The organism is Janthinobacterium silvisoli, from assembly GCF_014200725.1.
In the GTDB taxonomy this organism is placed as follows: Bacteria; Pseudomonadota; Gammaproteobacteria; order Burkholderiales; family Burkholderiaceae_D; genus Janthinobacterium.
The window spans coordinates 466,149-488,759 of record NZ_JACHCL010000003.1; the positions used below are offsets into that span (position 1 = coordinate 466,149).

Below are 22,611 nucleotides of genomic sequence, written 5' to 3' on the forward strand. Positions count from 1 at the left end.
ACAATTCATGAGTAAGGACAGGCCGGACGAAACAGCCCGGCAAGCGCCAGCTTACCTTATCGTGGGAAATTGTTGTGCCTTGTAGAGAGCAATAGCAGGGAAATGGACGGAGCGAACGCCCCGTCCGGGAACAGCGTCAGTCGTCCTTGGCGCCGTCGATGCCCAGTTCCGATATCTTGCGCGTGATGGTGTTGCGGCCTATGCCCAGGCGCACGGCGGCGTCATTCTTGCGCCCATGCGTATGCTTGAGCGCCGTCTTGATCAGCGCCGATTCAAACTGGCGGCCCAGCACGGCCATGACTTCCTGCTGCCCCGCACCCAGCATGCCGGCGGCCTGCAATTCCAGCAAACCAATCCAGCCTGGCGGCGCGCCATTGGCCGGTGTGGCCACGTCGAACACCTGGCCACCCTGAGTATGCCCCTGCGCAGGTGCTGCGGCCGGCTCGCCAGCGACGGACGGCGCCACGCCGTCCCCCTTGCCTTGCGTCAAGTCGAGTGGCAAGTCCTTCACTTCTACCGTCTGGCCTGGCGCCATCACGGTAATCCAGTTGCACAGGTTTTCCAGTTGGCGCACATTGCCCGGCAAATCGAGGCCGCTTAAAAATTGCATGGTGGACTCGCTCATGCGTTTCGCTTCGACACCTAGCTGGCGCGCACTCTGCACCAGGAAATGACGCACCAAAATGGGGATATCTTCGCGCCGCTCCCTCAAACTGGGCACGCGCAAGCGGATCACGTTCAGGCGGTGATACAAGTCTTCCCGGAACAGGCCATCGCGCACGCGCTGTTCCAGGTTTTGATGGGTGGCCGTAATCACGCGCACGTTCGCCTTCATGGGCTGATGTCCGCCGACACGGTAAAAATGCCCGTCGGACAGCACGCGCAACAGCCGCGTCTGCAAATCGAACGGCATGTCGCCGATTTCGTCTAAAAACAAAGTGCCGTTTTCAGCCTGTTCAAAGCGACCCCGGCGCGTGGTTTGCGCGCCCGTAAAGGCGCCGCGTTCATGGCCAAACAACTCCGATTCCAGCAAATCCTTGGGGATGGCGGCCGTATTGAGGGCGATGAACGGTTGTGCGGCACGGGGGCTGTGCTTGTGCAGCGCGCGTGCCACCAATTCCTTGCCGGAACCCGATTCACCCGTGATCAGCACCGTCACATTCGATTGCGACAAGCGGCCGATGGCGCGAAACACTTCCTGCATGGCGGGCGCCTGGCCCAGGATTTCCGGGGTTTCCGAGGGACCCGACTCGACGCTGGTCTCGCGCAGGCTTTCATCGAGCGCGCGGCGTATCAATTCCACTGCCTTGTCGATATCAAACGGCTTGGCCAGATATTCGAAGGCCCCGCCCTGGAAGGCGGCGACGGCCGAATCGAGGTCGGAAAAGGCCGTGATGATAATCACCGGCAAGCCCGGAAAGCGGGCCTTGACCGTTTGCAATAGTTCCAGCCCGGATGCGCCCGGCATGCGGATATCGGACACGAGCACTTGCGGCGTGTCAAATTCCAGCGCGGTGATGGCATCGCGCGCATTGGCAAAACTCTTGGTGGCGAGGTTTTCCCGCGCCAGGGCTTTTTCCAGTACCCAGCGGATTGATTCGTCGTCGTCGACTATCCAGATTGGCTTCATTAGTGTGTGCGTCCCGCAATGGATTTCATGGGTGGGATACTCCCCCGCTTATGGCAAAGGTAAAACGATCCTGAAATCGGTGTATCCAGGCCGGCTTTCGCACTCGATCACGCCCAGGTGCTGTTGCACGAAGGTTTGCGCCAAAGTCAGCCCCAGGCCGCTGCCACCTTCCCGTCCCGACACCAGCGGATAGAAAATGCGGTCACGGATCTGGGGCGCGATGCCCGGTCCATTGTCAATGATATGCAAGTCTAATGCCAGCCCGTAGCGAACCTTGGCCAGGGTCACCTGGCGCGCTACCCGGGTCTTGAAAATCAGTTCGGCATCGCCCGCTTCGATGCGTTCGCACAAGGCTTGCGCCGCGTTATGGGCGATATTAAGCACGGTCTGTATCAATTGCTCCTTGTCGCCGCGAAACTCGGGGATCGAGGCGTCGTAGTCGCGCAAGATGGTCAGGCCAGTGGGAAACTCGGCCAGGATCAGGCTGCGCACCCTTTCGCACACTTCATGGATATTCACGTCGCCCACGATATGCGGCCGCCGGTGCGGCGCCAGCAGGCGGTCGACCAGCGTTTGCAAACGGTCTGCTTCCTTGATGATGACCTGGGTATATTCGCGCAGCTCGCTCAGGTACAGCGCCGGCAATTCCATTTCCAGCAACTGCGCCGCGCCGCGGATGCCGCCCAGCGGGTTCTTGATTTCATGCGCCAGGTTGCGAATCAGTTCCTTGTTGACCTGGCTCTGGTCGAGGATACGTTCCTCGCGGTCCAGTTTGAGCTGCTGCACGTTTTCGCGCAGCTCGATCAGGATGCTGTCGTCCGGACCATCGAGCGCGCTGATGATGCTGTGCACGCGCAATGGTTCGCGTCCCAGGCGCTCCAGGTTCAAGTCCTGGCGCAAGTCGGAAAATTTATGCTCGAGCGCCTGCGCGCATATACTGGCCAGCTCATCGGAATTGAGGAACAGCGCCGTCAGCTTTTGCCGCGATAGCGCTTTCAAGGAGCTTTCCAGCAGGTTTTCTGCCGCCGCGTTGGCGTAGCTGATGCGGCCATCGGCGTCGAGCACGATCACGGCCGAAGCCAGCAAATCAAGGCCGGCCAGGTGGCTGGGACGGCTGGAGTGGGGTTCTGTCGTCATCGGATATTGGCGATCTCGCGTTTCAGCGCTTCGACGTTTTGCTGCGTCCGGTTGATATTGTCTTTCATTTGCGCCACCCGTTCCTGATACTTGGCATAGTTGCGCTCATTGCCCTGGCGTTCGGGCTGGCCTTCATTCATTTCCTGGCGCTGCGCCGCCAGCTTCTGTTCTTCGCTGCGCAATTCATCCTGCAAGATCTGGCGCCGGTCCAGGTCGCGTGCACGCTGTTCGGCGCCATCGACGCGGGGAAAGGCGCCGGGTGCTGGCGCCACGCTGCCAGCCGCCTGTACCGCTGGTTTGGCCGAGCCCGCCAGCGGCCCCGTCTTGCGTGGCGGCTCCGTGATGGCGCCAGGCAAGTCGAGCAGCTTGCAAGCGGGATTACGCCGCACATCGGTCAATTCCTTGTGGCCTTGCGCATCGGTGCACATGAAAATCTGCGCCTGGGCCGGCGCTGCCATGCAGAGCAACACTGCGGCCCAAGCCATTCTGCCTTGCTTCGTCAATCTTTACTCCTGTCAGCTCTCATCGCGCTCGCGCGGTCCCGGTCCATCGGTCCTGGACTGACTATACAACATCGCACTGGCCCGCTAATGAAAAAACGCGGGGAAGACCATCGCCTCACCCCGCGTTTTTTATACCCTACCGGCGTACCGGCAAGCCGCCATTACAGCGAATAGTACATATCGAATTCGGCAGGATGCGTGGTCATGCGCATGCGCTGCACGTCTTGCATTTTCAATTCGATGTAAGCGTCGATCATGGAATCGCTGAATACGCCGCCACGGGTCAGGAACTCGCGGTCTTTATTCAGTGCGTCCAGTGCCTCTTCCAGCGAAGCGCAGACGGTAGGGATCAGTGCATCTTCCTCAGGCGGCAGATGGTACAGATCTTTCGAGGCTGCTTCGCCTGGATGGATCTTGTTGGCAACGCCGTCCAGGCCGGCCATCAGCAGTGCTGCGAAGCACAGGTATGGGTTAGCCAGTGGATCCGGGAAACGTGCTTCCACACGACGGCCTTTTGGATTGGCAACGTGTGGAATACGGATCGAAGCGGAACGGTTTTTCGCCGAGTAAGCCAGTTTCACTGGAGCTTCATAGCCTGGCACCAGGCGCTTGTACGAGTTGGTGCCCGGGTTGGTGATCGCGTTCAGTGCCTTGGCATGCTTGATGATGCCGCCGATGTAATACAGGGCGAAATCGGACAGGCCGGCATAGCCGTCGCCAGCGAACAGGTTTTTGCCATCTTTCCATACGGATTGGTGCACGTGCATGCCCGAACCATTGTCGCCAACGATAGGTTTTGGCATGAAGGTAGCGGTCTTGCCATAGCTGTGCGCCACGTTCCAGACCACGTATTTCAGGTTTTGCGTCCAGTCGGCGCGCTCGACCAGGGTCGAGAACTTGGTGCCGATTTCATTCTGGCCAGCGCCAGCAACTTCGTGGTGGTGCACTTCGACTGGAATGCCCAGCGATTCCAGGATCAGACACATTTCCGAACGCATGTCCTGGAAGCTGTCTACTGGTGGCACTGGGAAATAACCGCCTTTGACCGTAGGACGGTGGCCGCTGTTGCCGCCTTCGATGTCCTTGCCGGTCGACCAGGAACCTTCGTCCGAACCGATCTTGACGAAGCAGCCCGACATGTCGATTTTCCAGCGTACGTTGTCGAAGATAAAGAATTCTGGCTCAGGGCCAAAGTAGGCGGTATCGCCGATGCCCGACGATTTCAGGTAGGCTTCAGCGCGTTTCGCGATCGAGCGCGGGTCGCGGTCGTAGCCCTTGCCGTCCGACGGCTCAATCACGTCGCACTGCATGAACAGCGTCGTTTCTTCCATGAATGGGTCGATATTGGCGGTGTTTGGATCCGGCAGCAAGATCATGTCGGATGCTTCAATACCCTTCCAGCCAGCGATCGAGGAACCGTCGAAGGCATGGCCCGATTCGAATTTGTCCATATCGAAGTGCGACACGGGAACCGTCACGTGCTGCTCTTTACCACGGGTGTCGGCAAAGCGGAAATCAACGAATTTGACTTCGTTTTCTTCTACCATCTTCAAGACTTCTGCGGCTGTCATTGCCATGCGTATCTCCTAAATGAATGTGGGGTGAGCCGACCAAGTGCGTCTGGGCTGATGAAGCGAAGCAAACATTGCGTGCCACCAAAACTCAACAAGGATCATAGCAGATTCCATGCCAGCCTCTGATGGGCCCCGGCCGGCAGCGGCAAGGCGCTGAAATCACAGTGGAATTGTCCATCCTGCGATTTTTTTGAGTCGCATCTGCGATGCATCAAAAATGCACTATGCAAGTGCGAAAATCAAATAACGCACCATTATCGTGCATTTCATCAGAAAAACCCACTGATGTACCATTCTGGTGCATCTGCTTTTCACCGTTGCATGCCATCGATGGCGCACTATAATCGTTCACACCTTTCCACTTTCATCGAGGACGCCATGACTACCGCCGCCGATATCCTGAACACTGCCCGCAGCCGCGCCAATGAGGGGATGCCCTACGCGGGCGCCGTCACGCCAGAGGAAGCATATGCATTGCTGCAAGTCGATGCCGCCGTCAAGCTGGTCGACGTGCGCACCAATGCCGAGCGCGACTGGGTAGGGCGGACCGACATCGCCGATACCCAGCATGGTGCGGTGCAATGGGCCACCTATCCTGGCGGCGTGCCCAATCCCGACTTCCTGGCACAGCTGGCCAGCTGCGCCGGCAAGGATGAGGTGCTGCTGTTCCTGTGCCGCTCCGGCGTGCGCTCGCGCCACGCGGCCAAGCTGGCGACAGAAAACGGCTATACAAACTGCTACGACATCCTCGAAGGTTTCGAAGGCGACAAGGATGCAGACGGCCACCGCAAGCAAGTAGGTGGCTGGTGCAAGGCCGGCCTGCCGTGGCTGGGCGCCTGACCTGAAATTTAACTGCACCGTGTTTGATCTGGCGGACCCCGCCCCCGCCTGACATCGTTTACAACAATCCATGGCCGCTTTTTGAATAGCGGCGCAAATTCTCCTTGCGAGTAAGTACCTTATATAGTACAACATAGGGGTGCGCCATGGATGCTTCCGACTTACGGCAGATTAATCTGCTGTTTTATGCCAATGGCAATGGCGGCGAACCCGTACGGGACTGGCTCAAAGCGCTGCCTGCCGACGAACGCCACGCCATCGGGCAAGACTTGATGCACGCGCAATGGCGTTGGCCCGTGGGCATGCCGCTGTGCCGCCACCTGGGGCAGGGTTTGTCCGAAATACGCAGCAGCCTGCCCGGCAACCGTATCGCCCGCGTACTGATTTGCCAACATGGCGCTTGCCTGGTGGCGCTGCATGGCTTTATCAAGAAAACCCGCACTACCCCAGACGACGATCTGGCACTGGCCCGGAAACGTTTAAAGGAACTGTGATGGAAACGACAAACAGCCATATCGGCAGCAGTCTCGACGACTTCCTGAAAGAAGAAGGCATCTTCGAGCAAACCCAAACCCAGGCCGTCAAGGAAGTAATCGTCTGGCAACTGACACAGGCGATGGAACAGCAATCGCTGTCAAAAACACGCATGGCCGCCATGCTGCAGACAAGCCGCTCGCAACTCGACCGCCTGCTCGATCCGCACAGCGACGTGACCCTGTCCACCCTGGAGCGGGCCGCCGCGCTGGTAGGACGCAAGCTGTCAATTACCCTGGTGTAAAAGTTAAGCCAGGGCGTCCAGCTCGGCCACAGGCGATTCGCCCATCAAAGTCAGAATGCGCTTGCGCACGAAATTGATATGGCTGCGCAAGCCATACAAGCCATCGGCAAATGACAAAGGAATTGAAATCTGGTTGACCATGTCTTCGATCTGGTCCAGCCGCTTCAATTGCTCCGCATACACTTGCGCACGCCGCTCTTCCGGCACGTCTTCCAGCGCCTGTTCCACCGTGCGCAACTGGCCATACCAGCGATACACGCGCGAACGGATGCGCCACACATACAGCGGCGGCACGACCCGCGACAGCGGCAGGATCAAGGCGCCCAGCGCCACCACCAGCACCCACATGCGGTCAAAGAAATTGGCCAGCCAAAAGCTCATGTAACGCTGCAGCACCGGAGCGCCATCCTTGTAGAATTTCAAGGCTTCCGGCGCCACGGGAATTTCCGTGTAGCGGGCCGAGGGGAATTGCCCCTGTTGCTGGAACCAGCCCGTGCCGCCATGGATACCGGCCGCGGCCTGCACGAACAGGTCGATCAGGGCTGGATGCAAGTCTTCGCGCGCCACCAAAGTGGCCGTCGGTGCGATCAATTGATAATCCTGCGGCGGCAAGTCGCGGCCCAGATCGACGATGCCGCGCGGCAGCACCACATGGGTCAGGAAAGGCAAACGCCGCGTGTACGCTTCTGCCTGGGAAAAATCGAACAGCTTGATGCCCGGCGTTTGCAGCAACATCTGGATCAGCGGCGCTTCCGGCGCCGAACTGAACACCAGCCCATCGATGCGCCCTTCCAGCAACTCCACCGTGGCCGGCGTGTTTTGCAAGTCGCTGACGGTCAACTCATTGGCTTCGACACCATTGACCGATAGCAACTGGCGAAACAGGCTGGGTACGCCCGTACCCTCCGGCCCCAGGTTGATCTTCAAACCCTTCAATTGCGTCAGTTCCGTCACGGCCTTGTCTTCGCGCATGAACAGCCATACAGGTTCCGTAAACAAGCTGCCCAGTGAAATCAAGCCATGCCGTTCCGCCTCGGCGTGTTCGGTCGAACCGCTTTGCACGAAGGCGATATCGGTGCTGCCACTATTTAAGCGCTGCAGGTTTTCCTGCGAACCCAGCGATGGCTTCAAGGTCACCTTGATGCCGTGCTTCGCCAGCGCGGCCGCGTATTTCTTGCCGAATTCTTCATAGGCGCTGTTTTCCTGTCCGGTCGACAAGGTCACCTGGCGCGGCGGCGCCGGATCGACCAGCCAGTACGCCAACGCGCAGACGGCGGCGATCAGCAGCAAGGTGGGGCCAGCCGTGGCGAGGAAATCACGCACGGAAAAACGGCTGAAGGTGAGGATTTTGGACATCTGGTCGCGCATAGGTTTCATGGCGGCTACGATGCCAAGAAAAACTCAACTATGCAAGGCACTTTCGCATGCACAGCACCCTTGCTTGCGCTAGAGTGGCATAAAAAACCACCTATCACGGAGCCGCGCATGTTGAAAATTCTTGGAAAAGCCGCCTCGATCAATGTCCACAAAGTCATCTGGACTTGCGACGAGCTCAATCTGCCTTTCGAGCGCGAAGACTGGGGTGCGGGTTTTCGTGCCACCGACGACCCGGCCTTCCTGCGCCTCAATCCCAACGCCATGGTACCCGTGCTGATCGATGATGAGCTGGTGCTGTGGGAATCGAACACCATCTGCCGCTACCTGTGCGCCAAAACCGGCCGCGACGACTTGCTACCCAGCCATCCCCGCGCCCGGGCGGAAGTGGAAAAATGGATGGATTGGCAGATGGGCGACCTGAACAACAGCTGGCGCTACGCCTTTATGTCTTTGGTGCGCAACAGCCCCTCGCACCAGGATCCCGCACAACTGGCGGCTGGCATCGCGGGCTGGAACAGGATGATGGGTGTCCTGGAACAGCAGCTACAGCAAACGGGCTCCCATGTGTGCGGCGAGCAGTTCACACTCGCCGACATCGTGCTGGGCCTGTCCGTCAAGCGCTGGCTGAAGGCGCCCATGCAGCGCCCCGGGTATCCGGCGATTGCCGCCTACGGTGCGCGGCTGGCCGGAAAAACAGCCGCATTCAACGGCTAATCAATTACCGCACTGCTTGAGTACTGCATCCTTCTGGGCCGGCGGCTCGATCAGCGGCATCAAACTGGGCGCCAGCGAGACCAGCAATTGCACCGGCAAGGCGCTGGTGAAGTCATAGTTCTTCGATTCCGGTCCCCGCACATAGGCCGTCATGCTGCCATAGAAACGCTCGCCGATATTGAACACAAACGTCGCCGAGCGGTTCACATAACGCGACTCGATCAGGCGGCCGCCTGCGCCATACACATCGAAACGCTGGTCGCCGGTGCCCGTCTTGCCGCCCATCGGAATAGGCTGGCCATCGGTGCCGATAAACGCAGTTTTCGCCCGCTTGGCCGTGCCGTCCGACACTACTTCGCGGATCGCCTTGGCCACGGCACGCGCCACGTCCGGCGACAGCACTTGCTCTGCCTTCGCCTTGGCGTCGCGCTTGACCAGCGTGTCGTACGGCGTATCGGCCGCAAAATGCATGGAATCGATGCGCACGCTCGGTTTGCGCACGCCGTCGTTGATGATGATACCCATCAACTCGGCCAGCGCTGCCGGCCGGTCTGCCGAAGCGCCCAGGGTGGTGGCGTACGATGGCACCAGGGAATCGAATGGATACCCCATCTTTTTCCACTGGCGGTGAATTTCCAGGAAACCTTCGACTTCCAGCAAGTTGGCGATGCGTCGGTCCTGCGCATGCTTGCGGTGCGTATTGAACAGCCATTTGTACACTTGCTGGCGCTCCTTCTCGCTGGCCGCCACCATCTGCGCCAGGGTCGAACCTTCATGCTGGCGCAAATAGGCCACCATCCACAGTTCCAGCGGATGCACATTGGCCAGGTAACCACGGTCGGCCAGCGACCAGTTTTCCATCGCATATTGCTGGTACATCTTGGCCACGCGCTCGGGCGGCACTTCATTTTGCGATGGCAGGTTGGCGCCGAGGAAATCGCTGAACTCTGCCAGCGTGCCTTGCGGATTGATGGTGCGGTAAATATTGGCCAGACGCACTGGCGTCGGACGTATGCTGGCCAGCAAGACTTTCTCTTGCTCATCGACACTCTTGCCACGGTACTTCTGATAGAAGCGGTGCAGGAATTCGCGCCCTTCCTTGTCGGCAAAACGACTCAGGTATTGGGCGCGGCGCGGATCGTCGGCGTCGGCCAGCAGCGAGGCCGAGGAATCGGGACGCGAGAACATGTAGTAGCGGGCCACGTCGCGCATCAGGCGCACGAACACCAGATTGGTCGACTGGCGCAACGCTTGCTGCACCGTCAGGATACGGCTGTCGTCGAGCTTAGAGAAGTTGCCGAAATGATGCAAACCGCCGCCCGTGAAAAAGCCTTCGTTGGGGCTGCCAGAATACTTGCGCTCCATGGCGGCGGCCAGCATGGCTGGCAAGTTGCGCGCCTCGCCCAGCGGCAAGGGTTTGAAGTAGGCAATCGCCCATTGCGACAGCAAGTCTTTTGGATCGACGGCGACCTTGTTCAGCTCGGCGGCGCTCATGCCGCTGTAGCGCTGCTGCAACTGGTCCATGATGTCCAGATACGTGACCAGGGTGCGCAGCTTGGCGGTGGAACCGAGGTCCAGCTTCGCGCCTTCATTGATGTCAAGCGGCTGGTCATAGTTATCAGTCTGCACGCGCAGCAAGTTGGCCTTGTCGCCTTTTTGCAGCAAGGTAAAGCTGTAGACCACATTGGCCGGATCGCCATTGCCCAGCATACCCTTGCCCGTCAGGCCAGCCGCTTTCGCCGCTTCCGGGTCGCGCAACTCGCGCAGCACTTTGGTGACGGCATTTTGCGCTTGCGCATCAAGCGTACTGACCACGTTCAAGTCCAGACGGTCCAGGTTATACAGGCGCGGATCGCCCAACATGCTGGCCAGGTGATTGCGCACGGCGTTCGAGGCCTTGCGCGTGACAAACGAAGTGGCCGCTTCGGACTGCACGCCGCTGGCCATCGACGGGTGCAGCGGCTGGGCAATGGCGGCGTCGCGCAGTTGCGGCGAAATCACACCTGCCTGCGCCAGCAAGCGCAAATGGCTGTTGGTCAACGCTTCCAGGTCGGCGCCACCGGCCACCAGATAATGCGAAGGTCGGCGCTGGGCGATCAGCAAACTCAGCGCTTCCTTGTAGGCCAGCGCACTGCCCGGCTGATCGAGCTTGCCGTTGAGCAAGGTTTTCACCTCGTCGAACGGGCGGCCATACCAGACCCACATGCCGTCGCCAATGCCATTGACTTCACCAAAACCACTTTTTGCCGATAGCGGCACCGTATTGAGGTAGTTGACGACGATCTTGCGACGCGCCGCCACCGTGTTCTCGCCGTCCTGGTAAGAACGCAGGCTGGCCGACATCATCTGGAACAGTTTGTCTTTCATCGAGCTGGTGCGGCCATCCTCGGAATGGCGGTATTTCTCGATCTGCGTGGCCAGGGTACTGCCGCCGCCACCGCGATGGCCGCCAAACAGATTCAGCGCCTTGTCGAGAATCGCCTTGCTCAGGCGGTCCCACTCGACGGCGGGATTACGCTGCGGCGTGCCGGGATCGAGCAATTCGCGGTTTTCAATGAACAGCAGGCTTTGCACCAGCGCGGGCGGCGCTTCGTCAAAACCATTGAACATGCGTTCCGGATAACTGGCGGCAAACAAAGGCTGGGCGCGGCAATCGAGAATGGTCAAGCCAGCCCGGTTTTTCTCGTGATAGGTGGCAAAGACGCCCATATCGGCCAGTTGCACCATCTTGGCCGACATGCGCGCCTGCGCCGTGACGGCGTAGTCGCGCGCATTCAATTTGCTGAGGTAGTCGGGCAGGCTGGCATAGCCGAGACGCTCATCGTAGGGGCCATGCTGCGGATAACGTACGGTGCCCTCAGGTGCGGGGCCCGCTTCAACCTTGTACGTCAGTTGACGGCTGAGGCGATTGAAGAACTCCGCCTGCAGGGCCGAGGTGCGCACTTCGCGCAGCACGAACCAGGCCACGCCGGCGATCAGCGCCAGCAGCAGGATCAGGAAGATCGGCCAGATCCTCGAGCGGCGCCGCTTTTGCGGACCGGCAGGCGGTGGCGCATCAGGCCCGGATTCGGGTTCGGAATTTGGCCGCGCTTGGGCATGGGCCAGGTGTACGCCAGTGTCTTTCATGGGATGCACGAGAAAAGTGGGGTGTGGACGGCGTCCGGTATGCCCTCGGCAACAGCAGTGGCAAAGGCGGTGCAAGGTGCGGCGGCCCAATGGGGCCGGAGGAAACTAAACTTGCTCAACATGATGTCCAGACCGGTGATTCAAACGAACTATTTCAGAGTCAGCCAAGCAGTAAAGCACGCAGGCGCTGCAGGACAAGTCTGATTTTTCTTTCAAGAAGCCCTACTTACCATTGCACCACATCGGCGCGAAAACGACGGTCGAGCGCACACAAAAATCATGCTTCTGTGCAGATTTTCGCAAAAAAACAACGTCTGGGGTCGCGCGCCTTGGAAAGTAGCGTTGACGGAGCGCAAAGCGGGCTACGCGCCGGGCAGCAAACTGCCGGCGCGGGACTGGCGGAAAGTCAGATTTTGACGTATTCGGCGTGCATGCTGTCGAGCTCGGCACACATCTCGGTGTAGGCGGCGGCGGCCTGTGCCGGCTCGCCTTTTACGCCCAGTTCGATATGGCGGCGGGTGACGGCATCGCCCACGCTGGGCAAGCTGAACACCTTGATCAGCGGATATTGCGCTTCCAGCCGCACCATCAGCGGCGTCAGCAACGATTCGGCCGTTTCATACACCAGCAAGGCGTGTTCCGCATGCGCCACCTGGTTGAACAAATGCGCGTAATGGGTATCGAGCACCCATTCGATCATCGGCCAGGACATGACGGGAAAGCCCGGTACAAAGTAATGCTCGCGCACGGCAAAACCGGCGATCTTGTTGTAGGGATTCGGAATCAGGTCCGCGCCCTGCACGAATTCGGCCATTTTCAGACGGTGCAGGTTTTCCGGCGAATTCAAATCGGCCGGCACACCCGCCTCCAGGCCCATTTCCGTGATGCGCTGCTCGATATTGAGCTTGCCCTGCGGATGCAACACCAGCGGCAAGCCCAGCGCGTCGGCGGCGGCCTGGCGCGTATGGTCGTCCGGCGTGGCGCCGATACCACCAAAACAGAACACGATATCGCCGCTGGCGAAGGTGCGCTTGAGCAAGGCAACGATGCGCTCGGGCTCGTCGCCCACATACTCCGCCCAGTTCAAATGCAAGCCGCGCGCCTTGAGCATGCTCACTACTTTCGGGAAATGCTGGTCCGTCCGCTTGCCTGACAGAATTTCGTCGCCGATGATGATCAGTCCGATAGCCATGAAACTTCCTTAAATTTTGTAAACTAAGTTCTATAAATTAAGTTCTGTAAATTCAGATCAGAGGTCGGCCGGCGCCACATCCCGCATGCCGCGCAGACCACGCAGGGCCGACAGCGCTTCCAGGCAGTAATACTGGAACCACAGGCCTGTAAAAATAAAGATCAGCACATACAGCCAGATCGCGAACGCCGCGATAAAGGGGAAAAACACCACCGACATCACACCGCCCATCCATAGCAAGCCCGGTACGGAACCAGCCGCGCCCGAGACCATGCCAATCGCCAGCAGCGGCCAGCGCCGCGCGCGCGTGACAGCCTGCCGCTCTTCGGTAGTAGCGTAATCGGCCAGCGCGTCATACGCCATCACGCGGTAAGTGAGCCAGCCCCACAGCACAGCCTGCGCCACCAGGGCGGCCGGCGGAAACACATACAGGGGCAGCAAGACCAGCCACGCCAGGATAAAAATCACAAAAGTGGCCAGGGCCGTGCCCACACTGCCCAGCAGGCTGCCACCATGCTTTTTTTCCAGTTGCGGAAAATGCCGGCCGCCCACATGGCGCGAAATCACCGGCATGGCGAACAAGCCCATGAAGATCAACGCCGTCAATATCATCAGCGGCAACAATAAAAACATGGCGATCAGGGGCACGACCACGGTTTTCAGCATGCCCAGACCCACCATGGCCAGTATCTGGCCACTGGCATGGAAGAAATCATGGTCGGTAAACAAGGCGTGCAAGTTGTCGATCAGCGGTTGCAGCCCCACCCACAACAATGCGCCCCACAATACCAGCGACAGCAGGAATGGCAACACGCTCAGCAGCAGCATCTTGCCGTGCAGCTGAGACAGAAAAGCGCGGCCATAGGAATTAAATACATTGCGCATCAAGAACGTCCTTTTTTTCTTGCAAATTCCACCATGCGGCGTAGGCCCAGCCATTGTTGTTGCCAGAAGCCGCGTCCATAGTTGCGCCCCGGCCGGCCGATGCCATTGCGGTCGATGCGGGCCAGCTGGTCGCGCACCCCCGTACGTGCATAGTCGGTGGAGAAATTGGCGGTGCCCAGCAGCATATCCCAAATTGGCAGGACGACGCCAAAGTTGCAGCCGCCCATGCTGCCTTTGCCCTTCGATTCATGTCCTATTCCAATCGCATGGTGGGTGCGGTGAAAACGGGGCGATACCAGCAAGCGCTCGCCAATGCGGCCGAAGTGCATCCTTACATTGGAGTGCTGCAAGCTTTGCAAAATGCGCGAAATCGATACCAGCAAGATATATTGGCCAGGCGGCACGCCGATGCCCAGGGCGATCACAGCCATCACCACATCGCGCAGCAAGTCGTCGAGCAAGTGGTTGCGGTTATCACTCCACAGATTCAGGTTTTGCTGGCTGTGGTGCAAGCTGTGCAAGCCCCACCACCAGCCGAAATGGTGGGAAGCGCGGTGGTAGCAATAGTCGACAAAGTCCAGCAGAACAAAATAAATCAGGAAGCTGGCGAGCGGACTGATGCCAGGCAGCAGCGTTTCCAGATGCAGCGGACGTACATTGTCGAAGCGCAAGGCGCCAGCCAGGCTATCCATCAGCGGATCGAGCGTGAAGAAAATCAGCACGGAAAACAGGCCGATACGGTGCAGCACGGTATAGATAAAATCGTTCCAGCGCGCACGCGGATCGGTGATTTTTTGCGCGGGGATCAAGGCTTCCATCGGCCGCAGCACCAGGAATAGCAGTAGCAACTCGCAGATGCCGATCAACAACCACTCCGTGCCTTCGAATGCTTCCTCGGTAAATTCGCCAAAGCCCAAGTGATACACGACAGGATTGACGACATGCTGGAATAGCCAGCCTTGCGCTTGTCCAAAGGTATCGACCACCGCGGCAACGATGGGAGCAAGCAAGGCATCTATCATGGCTAATCTTTCTTTTTTACATAGTCAGGGTGTTCACGCAGGGTGGCGAAGCAAAAACCCCGGTCTTGCAAGCCCGTGACCAGGGCATCGAGGTTGGCGGGCGCCCACGCATCCTTGCGCGACCAGATACCCATGTGGGCAATAAAAATATCGCCGCTGCGCAAGTTCGCCAGGGCTTTTTTCAGCAGCATGGCGTTCGGATACTTGTCACTGGGCAGTTCATCTCCCGAATAACCGGCTGGCGCCCAGCCCGCGTGGCGATAGCCGCAAGTATTACCCGCAGCCAAAGTGCGGGGCGAAGTATAACCGCCAGGCGCGCGCCAGAACGGATCGAGCGGACGCCCGGTCAATTCCTTGAACCGTGTATCGACACGGCGCAACTCTGTACAAAACTGTTCTGGCGTGATGGATGCCAGCTTGCCGCCATCCTTGCCAAACTGGGGCTTGACCTGGATCAAGCCATTGGGCAGATCCTTTTTCCAGTACACGTGGTCAAACGTATGCGTGCCAAATGCATGGCCTTCGGCTACGCGGGCTTGCCAGTACGGCGCCCAGCTGGGATCGAGCGAATAATCTCCGCGCGTGGTTTTTTCATTGGCCAGGAAAAAAGTGGCTTTGACATGGTACTTGTTGAGCACGTCGGCAATCAACTGGGCTTGCGACTGGCTGCCAGTGTCGAAGGTCAGGTAAATCGTGCCCTTGCAGACCGGCGCGGCCGCTTGTGCCGGCAGGCTGGTCAACGCCAGCGCCAGCGAGACGAAGGAAAGGGAGCGCATGCTGACGGACTGCCTACTTACATACGCGGCGAATGGCGCGAGAAATACACGCCGTGCGGCGAGCGGCCCACGGGAATCAGCTTGATCACCTTGCGGCTGGGAATATCGATCACGGCCACTTTCTTGATCCAGCGCAGGGTTACCCACATGGTCTTGCCATCGGGCGTGATTTCCATGCAATCGGGGCCGCCCGGCACATTGATGGTGCCCACGTTTTCCAGGGTGGTCTGGTCGATGATATTGATGGTGTTCGACACGCGGTTCGACACAAACGTCATGCGCCGGTCACCGAGTGCACGGAAATTATGCGCGCCGGCGCCGGCCTTGATGCGCTTGATGCTTTTTTGCGCGCGCCAGTCGATCACTTCCACATAATCGCTGCCCATGATGCCGACCAGCAGATACTTGCCGTCCGGCGTCACCGTAATGCCGGCCGGCGCGGGGCCGACGGGCATGGTCCATTTCACCGTTTGCGTGGCCAGGTCGATGGCGCTGACCTGGTTGCTGCCCTGTTGCGTAATAAAGGCCATGGTACTGTCTTCCGTAAATGCCATATGGCTGGGCATTTTCGGCAGCGCAATACGCTTGGCCAGGGTCAGATTGGTGCCGTCATAGCGATACAGGTCGATACGGTCCAGGCGCAGGGAATTGGAGATGAACCATTTCTGGTCTGGCGAAAAACCGATCTGGTAAGGGTCGAGGATATTGCCGATGCGGCGCTGGATCTGACCCGACACGGGGTCGAGGAAGATCAATTCATTGCCGACAGCACTGGCGACGATCAGCGACTTGCCATCCGGCGTCTCCATCAAATGGTGCGGCTCCTTGCCAACGGAAAAGGTCGACAGCGATGCATACGTCTTTTGATCCAGTAGTTGCACCGTGGCGTCACGGGAATTGAGCACCACCACGACTTCGGCTTGCGCCGTGGACAGGAAGCAAAGCAGGCACAGTACGGACAGGCGGCAAAGGCGACGGAGCATGAGGAGTCACTGTTAATTACAAAACAGCTATTTTACGTGGAAACACTGTTTTTTTTGAATAAATTCCCCTGCTGTGCGAATGATGGCCGGGCAGCACGTCCGTTCGTGTTATTTAGCGTACCAGGGCCTGTCTTGGCGCTTTGGCGGCGCTTGCACTACAATCTGAAGCTTTTATCCGAACCATAAGGAATAGTATGTCCACCATCACCACGGCCTCCGGCCTGCAATACATCGACACCGTCATCGGCGAAGGCGCTGAAGCCCAGGCGGGCAACAATGTTGTCGTGCATTACACGGGCTGGCTGCAAAACGACGATGGCAGCGCCGGTTCGAAATTCGATTCGAGCAAGGACCGCAACGATCCATTCGAATTCCCGCTGGGCGCCGGCCGCGTCATCCAGGGCTGGGACGAAGGCGTGCAAGGCATGAAAGTGGGCGGCACCCGCCAGCTGATCATCCCATCGGCACTGGGCTACGGCACGCGCGGCGCCGGCGGCGTGATTCCACCGAATGCAACCCTGATTTTTGACGTCGAACTGCTGGGCGTCTAAGCGTTGACTGTATCGAGCGCCGCCAGCAGGCGGCGTTTTTCATGGAAGCGCTGTTTTGAGTGTCCCCTCTAATGCAGGACACGTTTTTTTCACTATGATGTCAAACATGCGGCACGCACGGTGGCCACTCCGCCGGGCCTGCGCAGCCATATATCACTACGATACATCACAGCGATTCATCCAGCCCACAGGAGATACCATGAGTCTACAAGAGCAATTCGAACAGGCGCAGCTCGATTCCAAGACCTTGTCCGAACGTCCGGACAATATGACCTTGCTGAAAATCTACGCACTGTTCAAGCAAGCCTCCAGCGGCGACGCCACCGGCGAGCGCCCTGGCATGACCGATTTCGTCAACCGCGCCAAGTTTGACGCATGGACAGCCCTGGCTGGCACCTCGAAAGAAGATGCGCAGCAACAATACATCGATCTGATCGAAGATTTGAAAGACTGATCTCAGTTTTACCTGTCCCGGCGGCACCGCCTGGGCAGGTTTTTTAGTATGTTGTATGAACCAGCACACCATCACACTCGCCCAAGCCACCGATCTGCCACGACTGTTCGACGTCTGGCATCGCGCCGTCGTCGCAACCCACGATTTCCTGAGTCCCGTCGATATCGACTTCCTCAGTCCCTTTGTACGCATCGAACTGGAGCGCGTCGTGCGCGAACAGTTATTGCACGTATTGCGCGATACCAGTGATGAGGTATACGCCTTTTTATGCGTCGAAAAACACAAAATCGAGATGTTATTCGTGCATCCCGAGCAGCGCGGCAACGGTGCTGGCCGTCACCTGGTGACGTTTGCCATCGCATCTTTGGGTGCAATGGCCGTCGATGTGAACGAACACAACGGTTTAGGCCACGGTTTTTACCTTCATTTGGGTTTTATCGAGGAAAGCAGGTCCGAATTGGACCCTTTTGGCAAACCTTTCCCCATTTTGCACCTGGAATTGGCCAAAAAAGGCTAAAAAATCACCAAAAACCACAAAAACAGCAGAAAACCACCATAGTGACTACCGAAACAGTAGGTACTGAATCAGCACTTTTTCAGGCTGTTTTTCACTTTTTGGCGTAAAACGGCTAAAAACAGGCTGAAAACAGTAAAAAAATCACCAAAAACCACAAAAATAGCCTGTAAACGCAAAAGTGGCTACCGACCCGGTAGCCACTCAATGCTGATGCTAAAGAAGCTGTTATTTCTTCGCAGCCTCTAACGCCTGGGCTATCCAGCCGTCGAACGTTTTCTGGTGGAACTTGATCCAGCCATCCGTGTGCCGTGCGATATCCTGCTGCGTGTTTTCGCCGCTGCGCATGCGCTCGTTTTGCGCATTGATGTCGGCCACCGGCAATTGCATCACCTCGAACAGCTTGGCCGCCGCCGGGTTTTTCTCTACCCATGCTTTATTGGCCACGATACGGGCCGTGTTGACGGCAAAACCGTAATCGCTGCCATCATCGAGGCGGGTATTCACATGGTCCGGATTGGCGGAAAACGGCACCTTGAGCCAAACCACATCGCGCCCCGGCACCAGCACGCCACTGACCCAGTACGGGGTCCACGTGTAATACAGGATCGGTTCGCCACGCTTGTAACGGCCCAGGGTGTCGGCGATCAGCGCCGCATAACTACCTTGCACGTGCTTGACCGTGTCGCGCAATTTATACGCATCCATATGGTGCTCGATCAGCGCTTCGCAGCCCCAGCCAGGGTTGCAGCCCGTCAAGTCAGCCTTGCCATCGCCGTCATGGTCGAACAGCTTGGCCAGGTTAGGGTCGCGCAACTGGTCGATATTGGTGATGTTGTACTTTTCCGAAGTCGCCTTGTCGATCAGATAACCTTGCGCGGCCGGGCCAGCATATTGCCCGGTGCGCGACAGCTTGGCGTCGCCGCCCGCATTGTTATAAAAATCCTTGTGCATCGGATCCCAGTGCACGGCCATGAAGGTCGCGTCGCCATTGGCAATGGCGATATGCGCGGTCGGATATTCCACCTCCTTGATTGGCTGCACATCGTAGCCGAGCTTTTCCAGCGCGCGGTCAACCAGCATGGTCTGGAAAGTTTCTTCCGCGATCGAGCTTTGCAGCGGCTGCACCTTGATGCCAGCGCCGGGCAAGCTGGCATTGGCTGGCGCCTGCGCCATGGCCAGGCTGGTGGTCAGGGCCAGGGCGGCCAGCGCCAGGGCCGAAATCCATTTGAAGCGGCGTTGCGATTTTTGCGTTTCTTTAAAATGTTTAGTTTGATGCATGCGGTTCCTTTCTTATTGTGCGTTGGCAAGCGTCGCTTGCTGCGTAGTTTGTTCTTCACGGCGGGCCGGGTTGCCGCGCACCAGGCGCAGCACAAAACCGGCTGGGCCCGTCTGGTACCAGTGGCGCACGCCACGGCGTGGCTGGCCCATGGCTTGCGTCAGGCGGTCCAGCGTAATGGCCAGCAGCACGATGCCCAGGCCACCCACCGTTGCCAGGCCCATGTCCAGGCGGCCAATGCCGCGCAATACCATTTGACCCAGGCCACCAACGGCGATCATCGAAGCAATCACCACCATCGACAAGGACAGCATCAGCGACTGGTTAATACCGGCCATAATCGATGGCATGGCCAGCGGAAATTGCACGCGGGTCAGCAATTGCCACGGCGAGGCACCATATGCGCGGGCCGCTTCGATCAGGTCGGGACGCACCTGGCGGATACCCAGGTTGGTCAGGCGCACCAGTGGCGGCAAGGCAAAGATAATCGTGACGATCACGCCAGGCGCATTACCGATACCAAACAGCATCACCACCGGCACCAGATACACGAAGGCGGGCGTAGTCTGCATGGCGTCCAGCACCGGGCGCAGGAAATTTTGCGCGCGGTCGCTGCTGGCGAGGAAAATACCCAGCGGCAAACCGATCGCCAGGCAGAAGGCGAGCGAGGTCAGCACCAGCGACAAGGTCACCATGGCTTCCGGCCAGATACCCAGCATCGACACTACCAGCAGCGCCAGCACGGTGCCGACGGCCAGGGTGCGGCTGGTAAATTGCCAGGCCAGCAGGCCGATAATGGCGATCAGGCTCAGCGATGGCACTGCCATCAGCACATCTTGCACACCGTTCAAGGTGCTGTCGATCGGCGCGCGCACGGCCTGGAAAAACGGGCGGAAATGGGTCACCACCCAACCCAGGCCCTGATTGATCCAGCTTTCCAGTGGCAGCGAACCGTCAAAAATTTGCGTCAAATGGAAACCGGAAACATGTTCTGGCGATACGGCAGGTGTCGCAGCATCGAGCCAGGCAGTGCTGCCGGCCGGTGGCGGCGTCATGGCCCAGGGGTTGATTTGCGGTGCGTGTACAACGGCAGTGCTTGCTTGTTCGACGACGGGTTCGATTACGCTAACGTTATCTGGATTCATGCTTGTCCTTTCTGTAATTGTGGCTCGGCAATGGCTGGCGTATCGCGGTCGAGGAACTTCAGCAAAGTTGTCTTGCTGATGGCGCCGCGGAAGCTGCCATCATTGGCCACCACAGGCACGGCGTACGGCAGTTGTGCCACCTGGCCAAACAGGCCGGCTACGGGTTCATCGGCATTAATCGTCTGTACTTCAGGCAGGTAGGCATGCTGCAGGCCCAGCGGTCCCACGTGGCCGTCGAGCGCGTCGCGCAGCGAATCGGCCGACACCACGCCCAGGAATTTTTTCTGCGGACAAACCACATAAGCATAGGCCCGGTCCTGGTCTTCCAGCATCGTCAGCGCGGCGCGCGAACCGCGGGTCGGCGATTCGGAGACCACCACCTGGCTCTTGCGGGCAATATCGCTGGCCTTGAAGACCGCCGCCGCATCGACACCGCGCACAAAGTTGCGCACATAATCGTTGGCCGGTTTGCGCAGGATTTCTTCGGGCGTGCCCACCTGTACCACATGGCCATCTTTCATGATGGCAACACGGTCGCCAATGCGCATCGCTTCATCGAGGTCATGCGAAATGAAGACGATGGTGCGGCGCTTGATCTGCTGCAAACGCAGCAGTTCCGATTGCATTTCCGTACGGATGATGGGATCGAGGGCGGAAAACGCTTCGTCCATCAGCAAAATCGATGGATCGCAGGCGAGCGCGCGGGCCAGGCCCACACGCTGCTGCATGCCGCCCGACAATTCGTCGGGATAGCTGGCGCCGTAGCCAGCCAGCCCCACCTGTTCCAGCGCCTGCTGGGCCAGCGCATGGCGCTCGGCCTTGGGCATCCCGGCCAGTTCCATGCCGAAGGCGGTATTGTCGAGTACGGTAATTTGCGGCAGCAAAGCGAACGACTGGAACACCATGCTGATGTCCTTGCGGCGCAGCGCGCGCAACTGGGAATCGGGCAAGGTATTGATATCGTTGCCGTCGATCAGGATCTTGCCCGCCGTCGGCTCGATCAGCCGGTTCAGCATGCGAACAAGCGTGGACTTGCCGGAACCGGACAGGCCCATGATGACGAAAATCTCACCTGCTTCAATCGTAAAGCTGGCGTCGAACACGCCGATGGTACAGCCGGTCCTGGCCAGGATGTCTTGTTTGCTGGCGCCCTGGTGGACGAGTTCCAGTGCAGTATCGGGCTGGTCGCCGAACACCTTGAATACATGGTCGATAATGATTTGTTTTGCCACGTTGTGGTTCTCCCTCGATTTGACGAATGGAATGACACCTTGCAAGCATGCAAGCTTGCGCCAGGTATCAGCAAACCCTGCTCCGTCGGCTACGCAACGGCGCAATGCGCACGGGAGCGACAGATGGCAGGGATGACACGCGTGTGACCGGCATATGGATAAGCCATGCCGGGGTGCCCAGTGCGTGCTAAAAGAGGCTGTGGTTCAGGACTTTTAGCGACGCTGGCGCCATAAATACATGGCACCAAATGTATCTAACCGAAAAAATCGGTCAAAAACGATTAAGCGGATGCGGGTGTTATAACCCGAAGAAATATTAACCAAACGACTATGAAAAGTCAGTGGAAAAGTACTGCGAAGCAGAAGATGATGCGATGAAGCTGTTGTAAATATGCGTCAAGTATAACGCAAAAAGACAGCAAAGTCCAATGGCTTTCTAAATTGAAACATGGTAGTAATGTGCGGCAACGCACAGTCAACCGTAAAAACCTCACTAAAACGGGCGGATGGCACGGCCAGCCGCCTGCTGATTAACTACCTGCCTTTACCATTGAACATGGCGTCAGACAAGGCCTCAAGCCTGCTCTGTAAACACCTTGCGCATCTTTTCAGCGATCTTGCCTTCGATCGTGGAAGCAAAGGCGCTGAGCATGAAACCGAGCTTGATTGTCAGCTGGGCCTGCTCTTTGCCCAGGGTCAGCGCACCGTCGACACCACTGCGCTCGAAGCGCAGCACATCACCATCCCATGCACACGCCAGATCAAACTCCCGCGCCAGCTTGTCAGCCACTTGCTGCGCCGCTGCACGGGCTTTTTCTGCTGTCAGCTGATGCTGCTGAACTATATTGATATCCGCCATCAAACTATCCTTTTATTAAAAACGGGTACGACACGGCCAG

The 22,611-nt window shown here is 58.4% G+C and carries 22 protein-coding genes; 7 read left to right on the plus strand and 15 right to left on the minus strand.

What is annotated here, in order from left to right; genetic code table 11:
* Positions 1–136: 136 nt before the first annotated feature.
* From ntrC to glnA, 4 genes are all read right to left on the minus strand, one after another.
* Entirely contained in the window at positions 137–1,630 is a 1,494-nt protein-coding gene (ntrC, locus tag HDE75_RS18430; protein WP_183680923.1) for a nitrogen regulation protein NR(I), read from the minus strand.
* Positions 1,631–1,678: 48 nt separating this feature from the next.
* Positions 1,679–2,767, minus strand: coding sequence for a nitrogen regulation protein NR(II) (gene glnL, locus HDE75_RS18435; RefSeq protein WP_183680926.1), 1,089 nt, complete (start codon positions 2,765–2,767; stop codon positions 1,679–1,681).
* Complete coding sequence (locus HDE75_RS18440; protein ID WP_183680928.1) at positions 2,764–3,252, minus strand: DUF4124 domain-containing protein; 489 nt, start codon at positions 3,250–3,252, stop codon at positions 2,764–2,766. The genes glnL and HDE75_RS18440 overlap by 4 nt, the downstream gene beginning before the upstream one ends.
* A gap of 179 nt (positions 3,253–3,431) precedes the next feature.
* Complete coding sequence (glnA, locus tag HDE75_RS18445; protein ID WP_183680930.1) at positions 3,432–4,847, minus strand: type I glutamate--ammonia ligase; 1,416 nt, start codon at positions 4,845–4,847, stop codon at positions 3,432–3,434.
* 375 nt (positions 4,848–5,222) lie between these two features.
* On the opposite strand from glnA, the gene HDE75_RS18450 reads away from it, so the two are divergent.
* The 3 genes from HDE75_RS18450 (at position 5,223) to HDE75_RS18460 (ending at position 6,462) form a co-directional block, all read left to right on the plus strand.
* Positions 5,223–5,684, plus strand: a complete 462-nt coding sequence (locus HDE75_RS18450; protein WP_183680932.1) for a rhodanese-like domain-containing protein — start codon at positions 5,223–5,225, stop codon at positions 5,682–5,684.
* A gap of 146 nt (positions 5,685–5,830) precedes the next feature.
* On the plus strand, positions 5,831–6,178 hold the full coding sequence (locus tag HDE75_RS18455) for a type II toxin-antitoxin system RelE/ParE family toxin (protein WP_183680933.1): 348 nt from the start codon (positions 5,831–5,833) through the stop codon (positions 6,176–6,178).
* Positions 6,178–6,462, plus strand: a complete 285-nt coding sequence (locus HDE75_RS18460; RefSeq protein WP_183680935.1) for an XRE family transcriptional regulator — start codon at positions 6,178–6,180, stop codon at positions 6,460–6,462. Before HDE75_RS18455 ends, HDE75_RS18460 begins: the two co-directional genes overlap by 1 nt.
* Positions 6,463–6,465: 3 nt before the next feature.
* Here HDE75_RS18460 and HDE75_RS18465 read toward each other — a convergent pair whose 3' ends face one another.
* Positions 6,466–7,818 carry a TAXI family TRAP transporter solute-binding subunit gene (locus HDE75_RS18465; RefSeq protein WP_183680937.1) on the minus strand — a complete coding sequence of 451 codons (1,353 nt, stop codon included), beginning with the start codon at positions 7,816–7,818 and terminating at the stop codon, positions 6,466–6,468.
* A 129-nt stretch (positions 7,819–7,947) separates the two neighbouring features.
* Between HDE75_RS18465 and HDE75_RS18470 the strand changes: the two genes are divergently transcribed.
* Positions 7,948–8,553: a glutathione S-transferase family protein gene (locus HDE75_RS18470; RefSeq protein WP_183680939.1), complete on the plus strand. Its 606-nt coding sequence runs from the start codon at positions 7,948–7,950 to the stop codon at positions 8,551–8,553.
* Here the strand turns inward: HDE75_RS18470 and HDE75_RS18475 are convergent, their stop codons facing one another.
* The 6 genes from HDE75_RS18475 to HDE75_RS18500 form a co-directional block, all read right to left on the minus strand.
* Positions 8,554–11,679 (minus strand): transglycosylase domain-containing protein, encoded by a 3,126-nt coding sequence (locus HDE75_RS18475; RefSeq protein WP_183680941.1) that lies wholly within the window; start codon positions 11,677–11,679, stop codon positions 8,554–8,556.
* 406 nt (positions 11,680–12,085) lie between these two features.
* Positions 12,086–12,871 carry a competence/damage-inducible protein A gene (locus HDE75_RS18480; protein ID WP_183680942.1) on the minus strand — a complete coding sequence of 262 codons (786 nt, stop codon included), beginning with the start codon at positions 12,869–12,871 and terminating at the stop codon, positions 12,086–12,088.
* A gap of 57 nt (positions 12,872–12,928) precedes the next feature.
* Complete coding sequence (locus tag HDE75_RS18485) at positions 12,929–13,756, minus strand: EI24 domain-containing protein (RefSeq protein ID WP_183680944.1); 828 nt, start codon at positions 13,754–13,756, stop codon at positions 12,929–12,931.
* On the minus strand, positions 13,756–14,778 hold the full coding sequence (locus HDE75_RS18490) for a sterol desaturase family protein (protein ID WP_183680946.1): 1,023 nt from the start codon (positions 14,776–14,778) through the stop codon (positions 13,756–13,758). Before HDE75_RS18490 ends, HDE75_RS18485 begins: the two co-directional genes overlap by 1 nt.
* Before the next feature lie 2 nt (positions 14,779–14,780).
* Entirely contained in the window at positions 14,781–15,554 is a 774-nt protein-coding gene (locus HDE75_RS18495) for a polysaccharide deacetylase family protein (protein WP_183680948.1), read from the minus strand.
* A 17-nt stretch (positions 15,555–15,571) separates the two neighbouring features.
* Positions 15,572–16,537, minus strand: a complete 966-nt coding sequence (locus HDE75_RS18500; protein ID WP_183680950.1) for a YVTN family beta-propeller repeat protein — start codon at positions 16,535–16,537, stop codon at positions 15,572–15,574.
* Between the two features lie 194 nt (positions 16,538–16,731).
* On the opposite strand from HDE75_RS18500, the gene HDE75_RS18505 reads away from it, so the two are divergent.
* The 3 genes from HDE75_RS18505 to HDE75_RS18515 all read left to right on the plus strand — a co-directional run bounded on the left by HDE75_RS18505 (position 16,732) and on the right by HDE75_RS18515 (position 18,059).
* Complete coding sequence (locus HDE75_RS18505) at positions 16,732–17,088, plus strand: FKBP-type peptidyl-prolyl cis-trans isomerase (protein ID WP_183680952.1); 357 nt, start codon at positions 16,732–16,734, stop codon at positions 17,086–17,088.
* Between the two features lie 199 nt (positions 17,089–17,287).
* Entirely contained in the window at positions 17,288–17,542 is a 255-nt protein-coding gene (locus HDE75_RS18510) for an acyl-CoA-binding protein (RefSeq protein WP_183680954.1), read from the plus strand.
* 55 nt (positions 17,543–17,597) lie between these two features.
* Positions 17,598–18,059 carry a GNAT family N-acetyltransferase gene (locus tag HDE75_RS18515; protein ID WP_183680956.1) on the plus strand — a complete coding sequence of 154 codons (462 nt, stop codon included), beginning with the start codon at positions 17,598–17,600 and terminating at the stop codon, positions 18,057–18,059.
* Between the two features lie 225 nt (positions 18,060–18,284).
* Here the strand turns inward: HDE75_RS18515 and proX are convergent, their stop codons facing one another.
* The 4 genes from proX to HDE75_RS18535 form a co-directional block, all read right to left on the minus strand.
* On the minus strand, positions 18,285–19,337 hold the full coding sequence (gene proX / locus HDE75_RS18520) for a glycine betaine/L-proline ABC transporter substrate-binding protein ProX (protein ID WP_183680958.1): 1,053 nt from the start codon (positions 19,335–19,337) through the stop codon (positions 18,285–18,287).
* Between the two features lie 12 nt (positions 19,338–19,349).
* Positions 19,350–20,480, minus strand: coding sequence for a glycine betaine/L-proline ABC transporter permease ProW (gene proW, locus HDE75_RS18525; RefSeq protein WP_183680960.1), 1,131 nt, complete (start codon positions 20,478–20,480; stop codon positions 19,350–19,352).
* Complete coding sequence (gene proV, locus HDE75_RS18530; RefSeq protein ID WP_183680962.1) at positions 20,477–21,712, minus strand: glycine betaine/L-proline ABC transporter ATP-binding protein ProV; 1,236 nt, start codon at positions 21,710–21,712, stop codon at positions 20,477–20,479. The genes proW and proV overlap by 4 nt, the downstream gene beginning before the upstream one ends.
* A gap of 574 nt (positions 21,713–22,286) precedes the next feature.
* Positions 22,287–22,571 (minus strand): polyhydroxyalkanoic acid system family protein, encoded by a 285-nt coding sequence (locus tag HDE75_RS18535; RefSeq protein WP_183680964.1) that lies wholly within the window; start codon positions 22,569–22,571, stop codon positions 22,287–22,289.
* Positions 22,572–22,611: the final 40 nt, after the last annotated feature.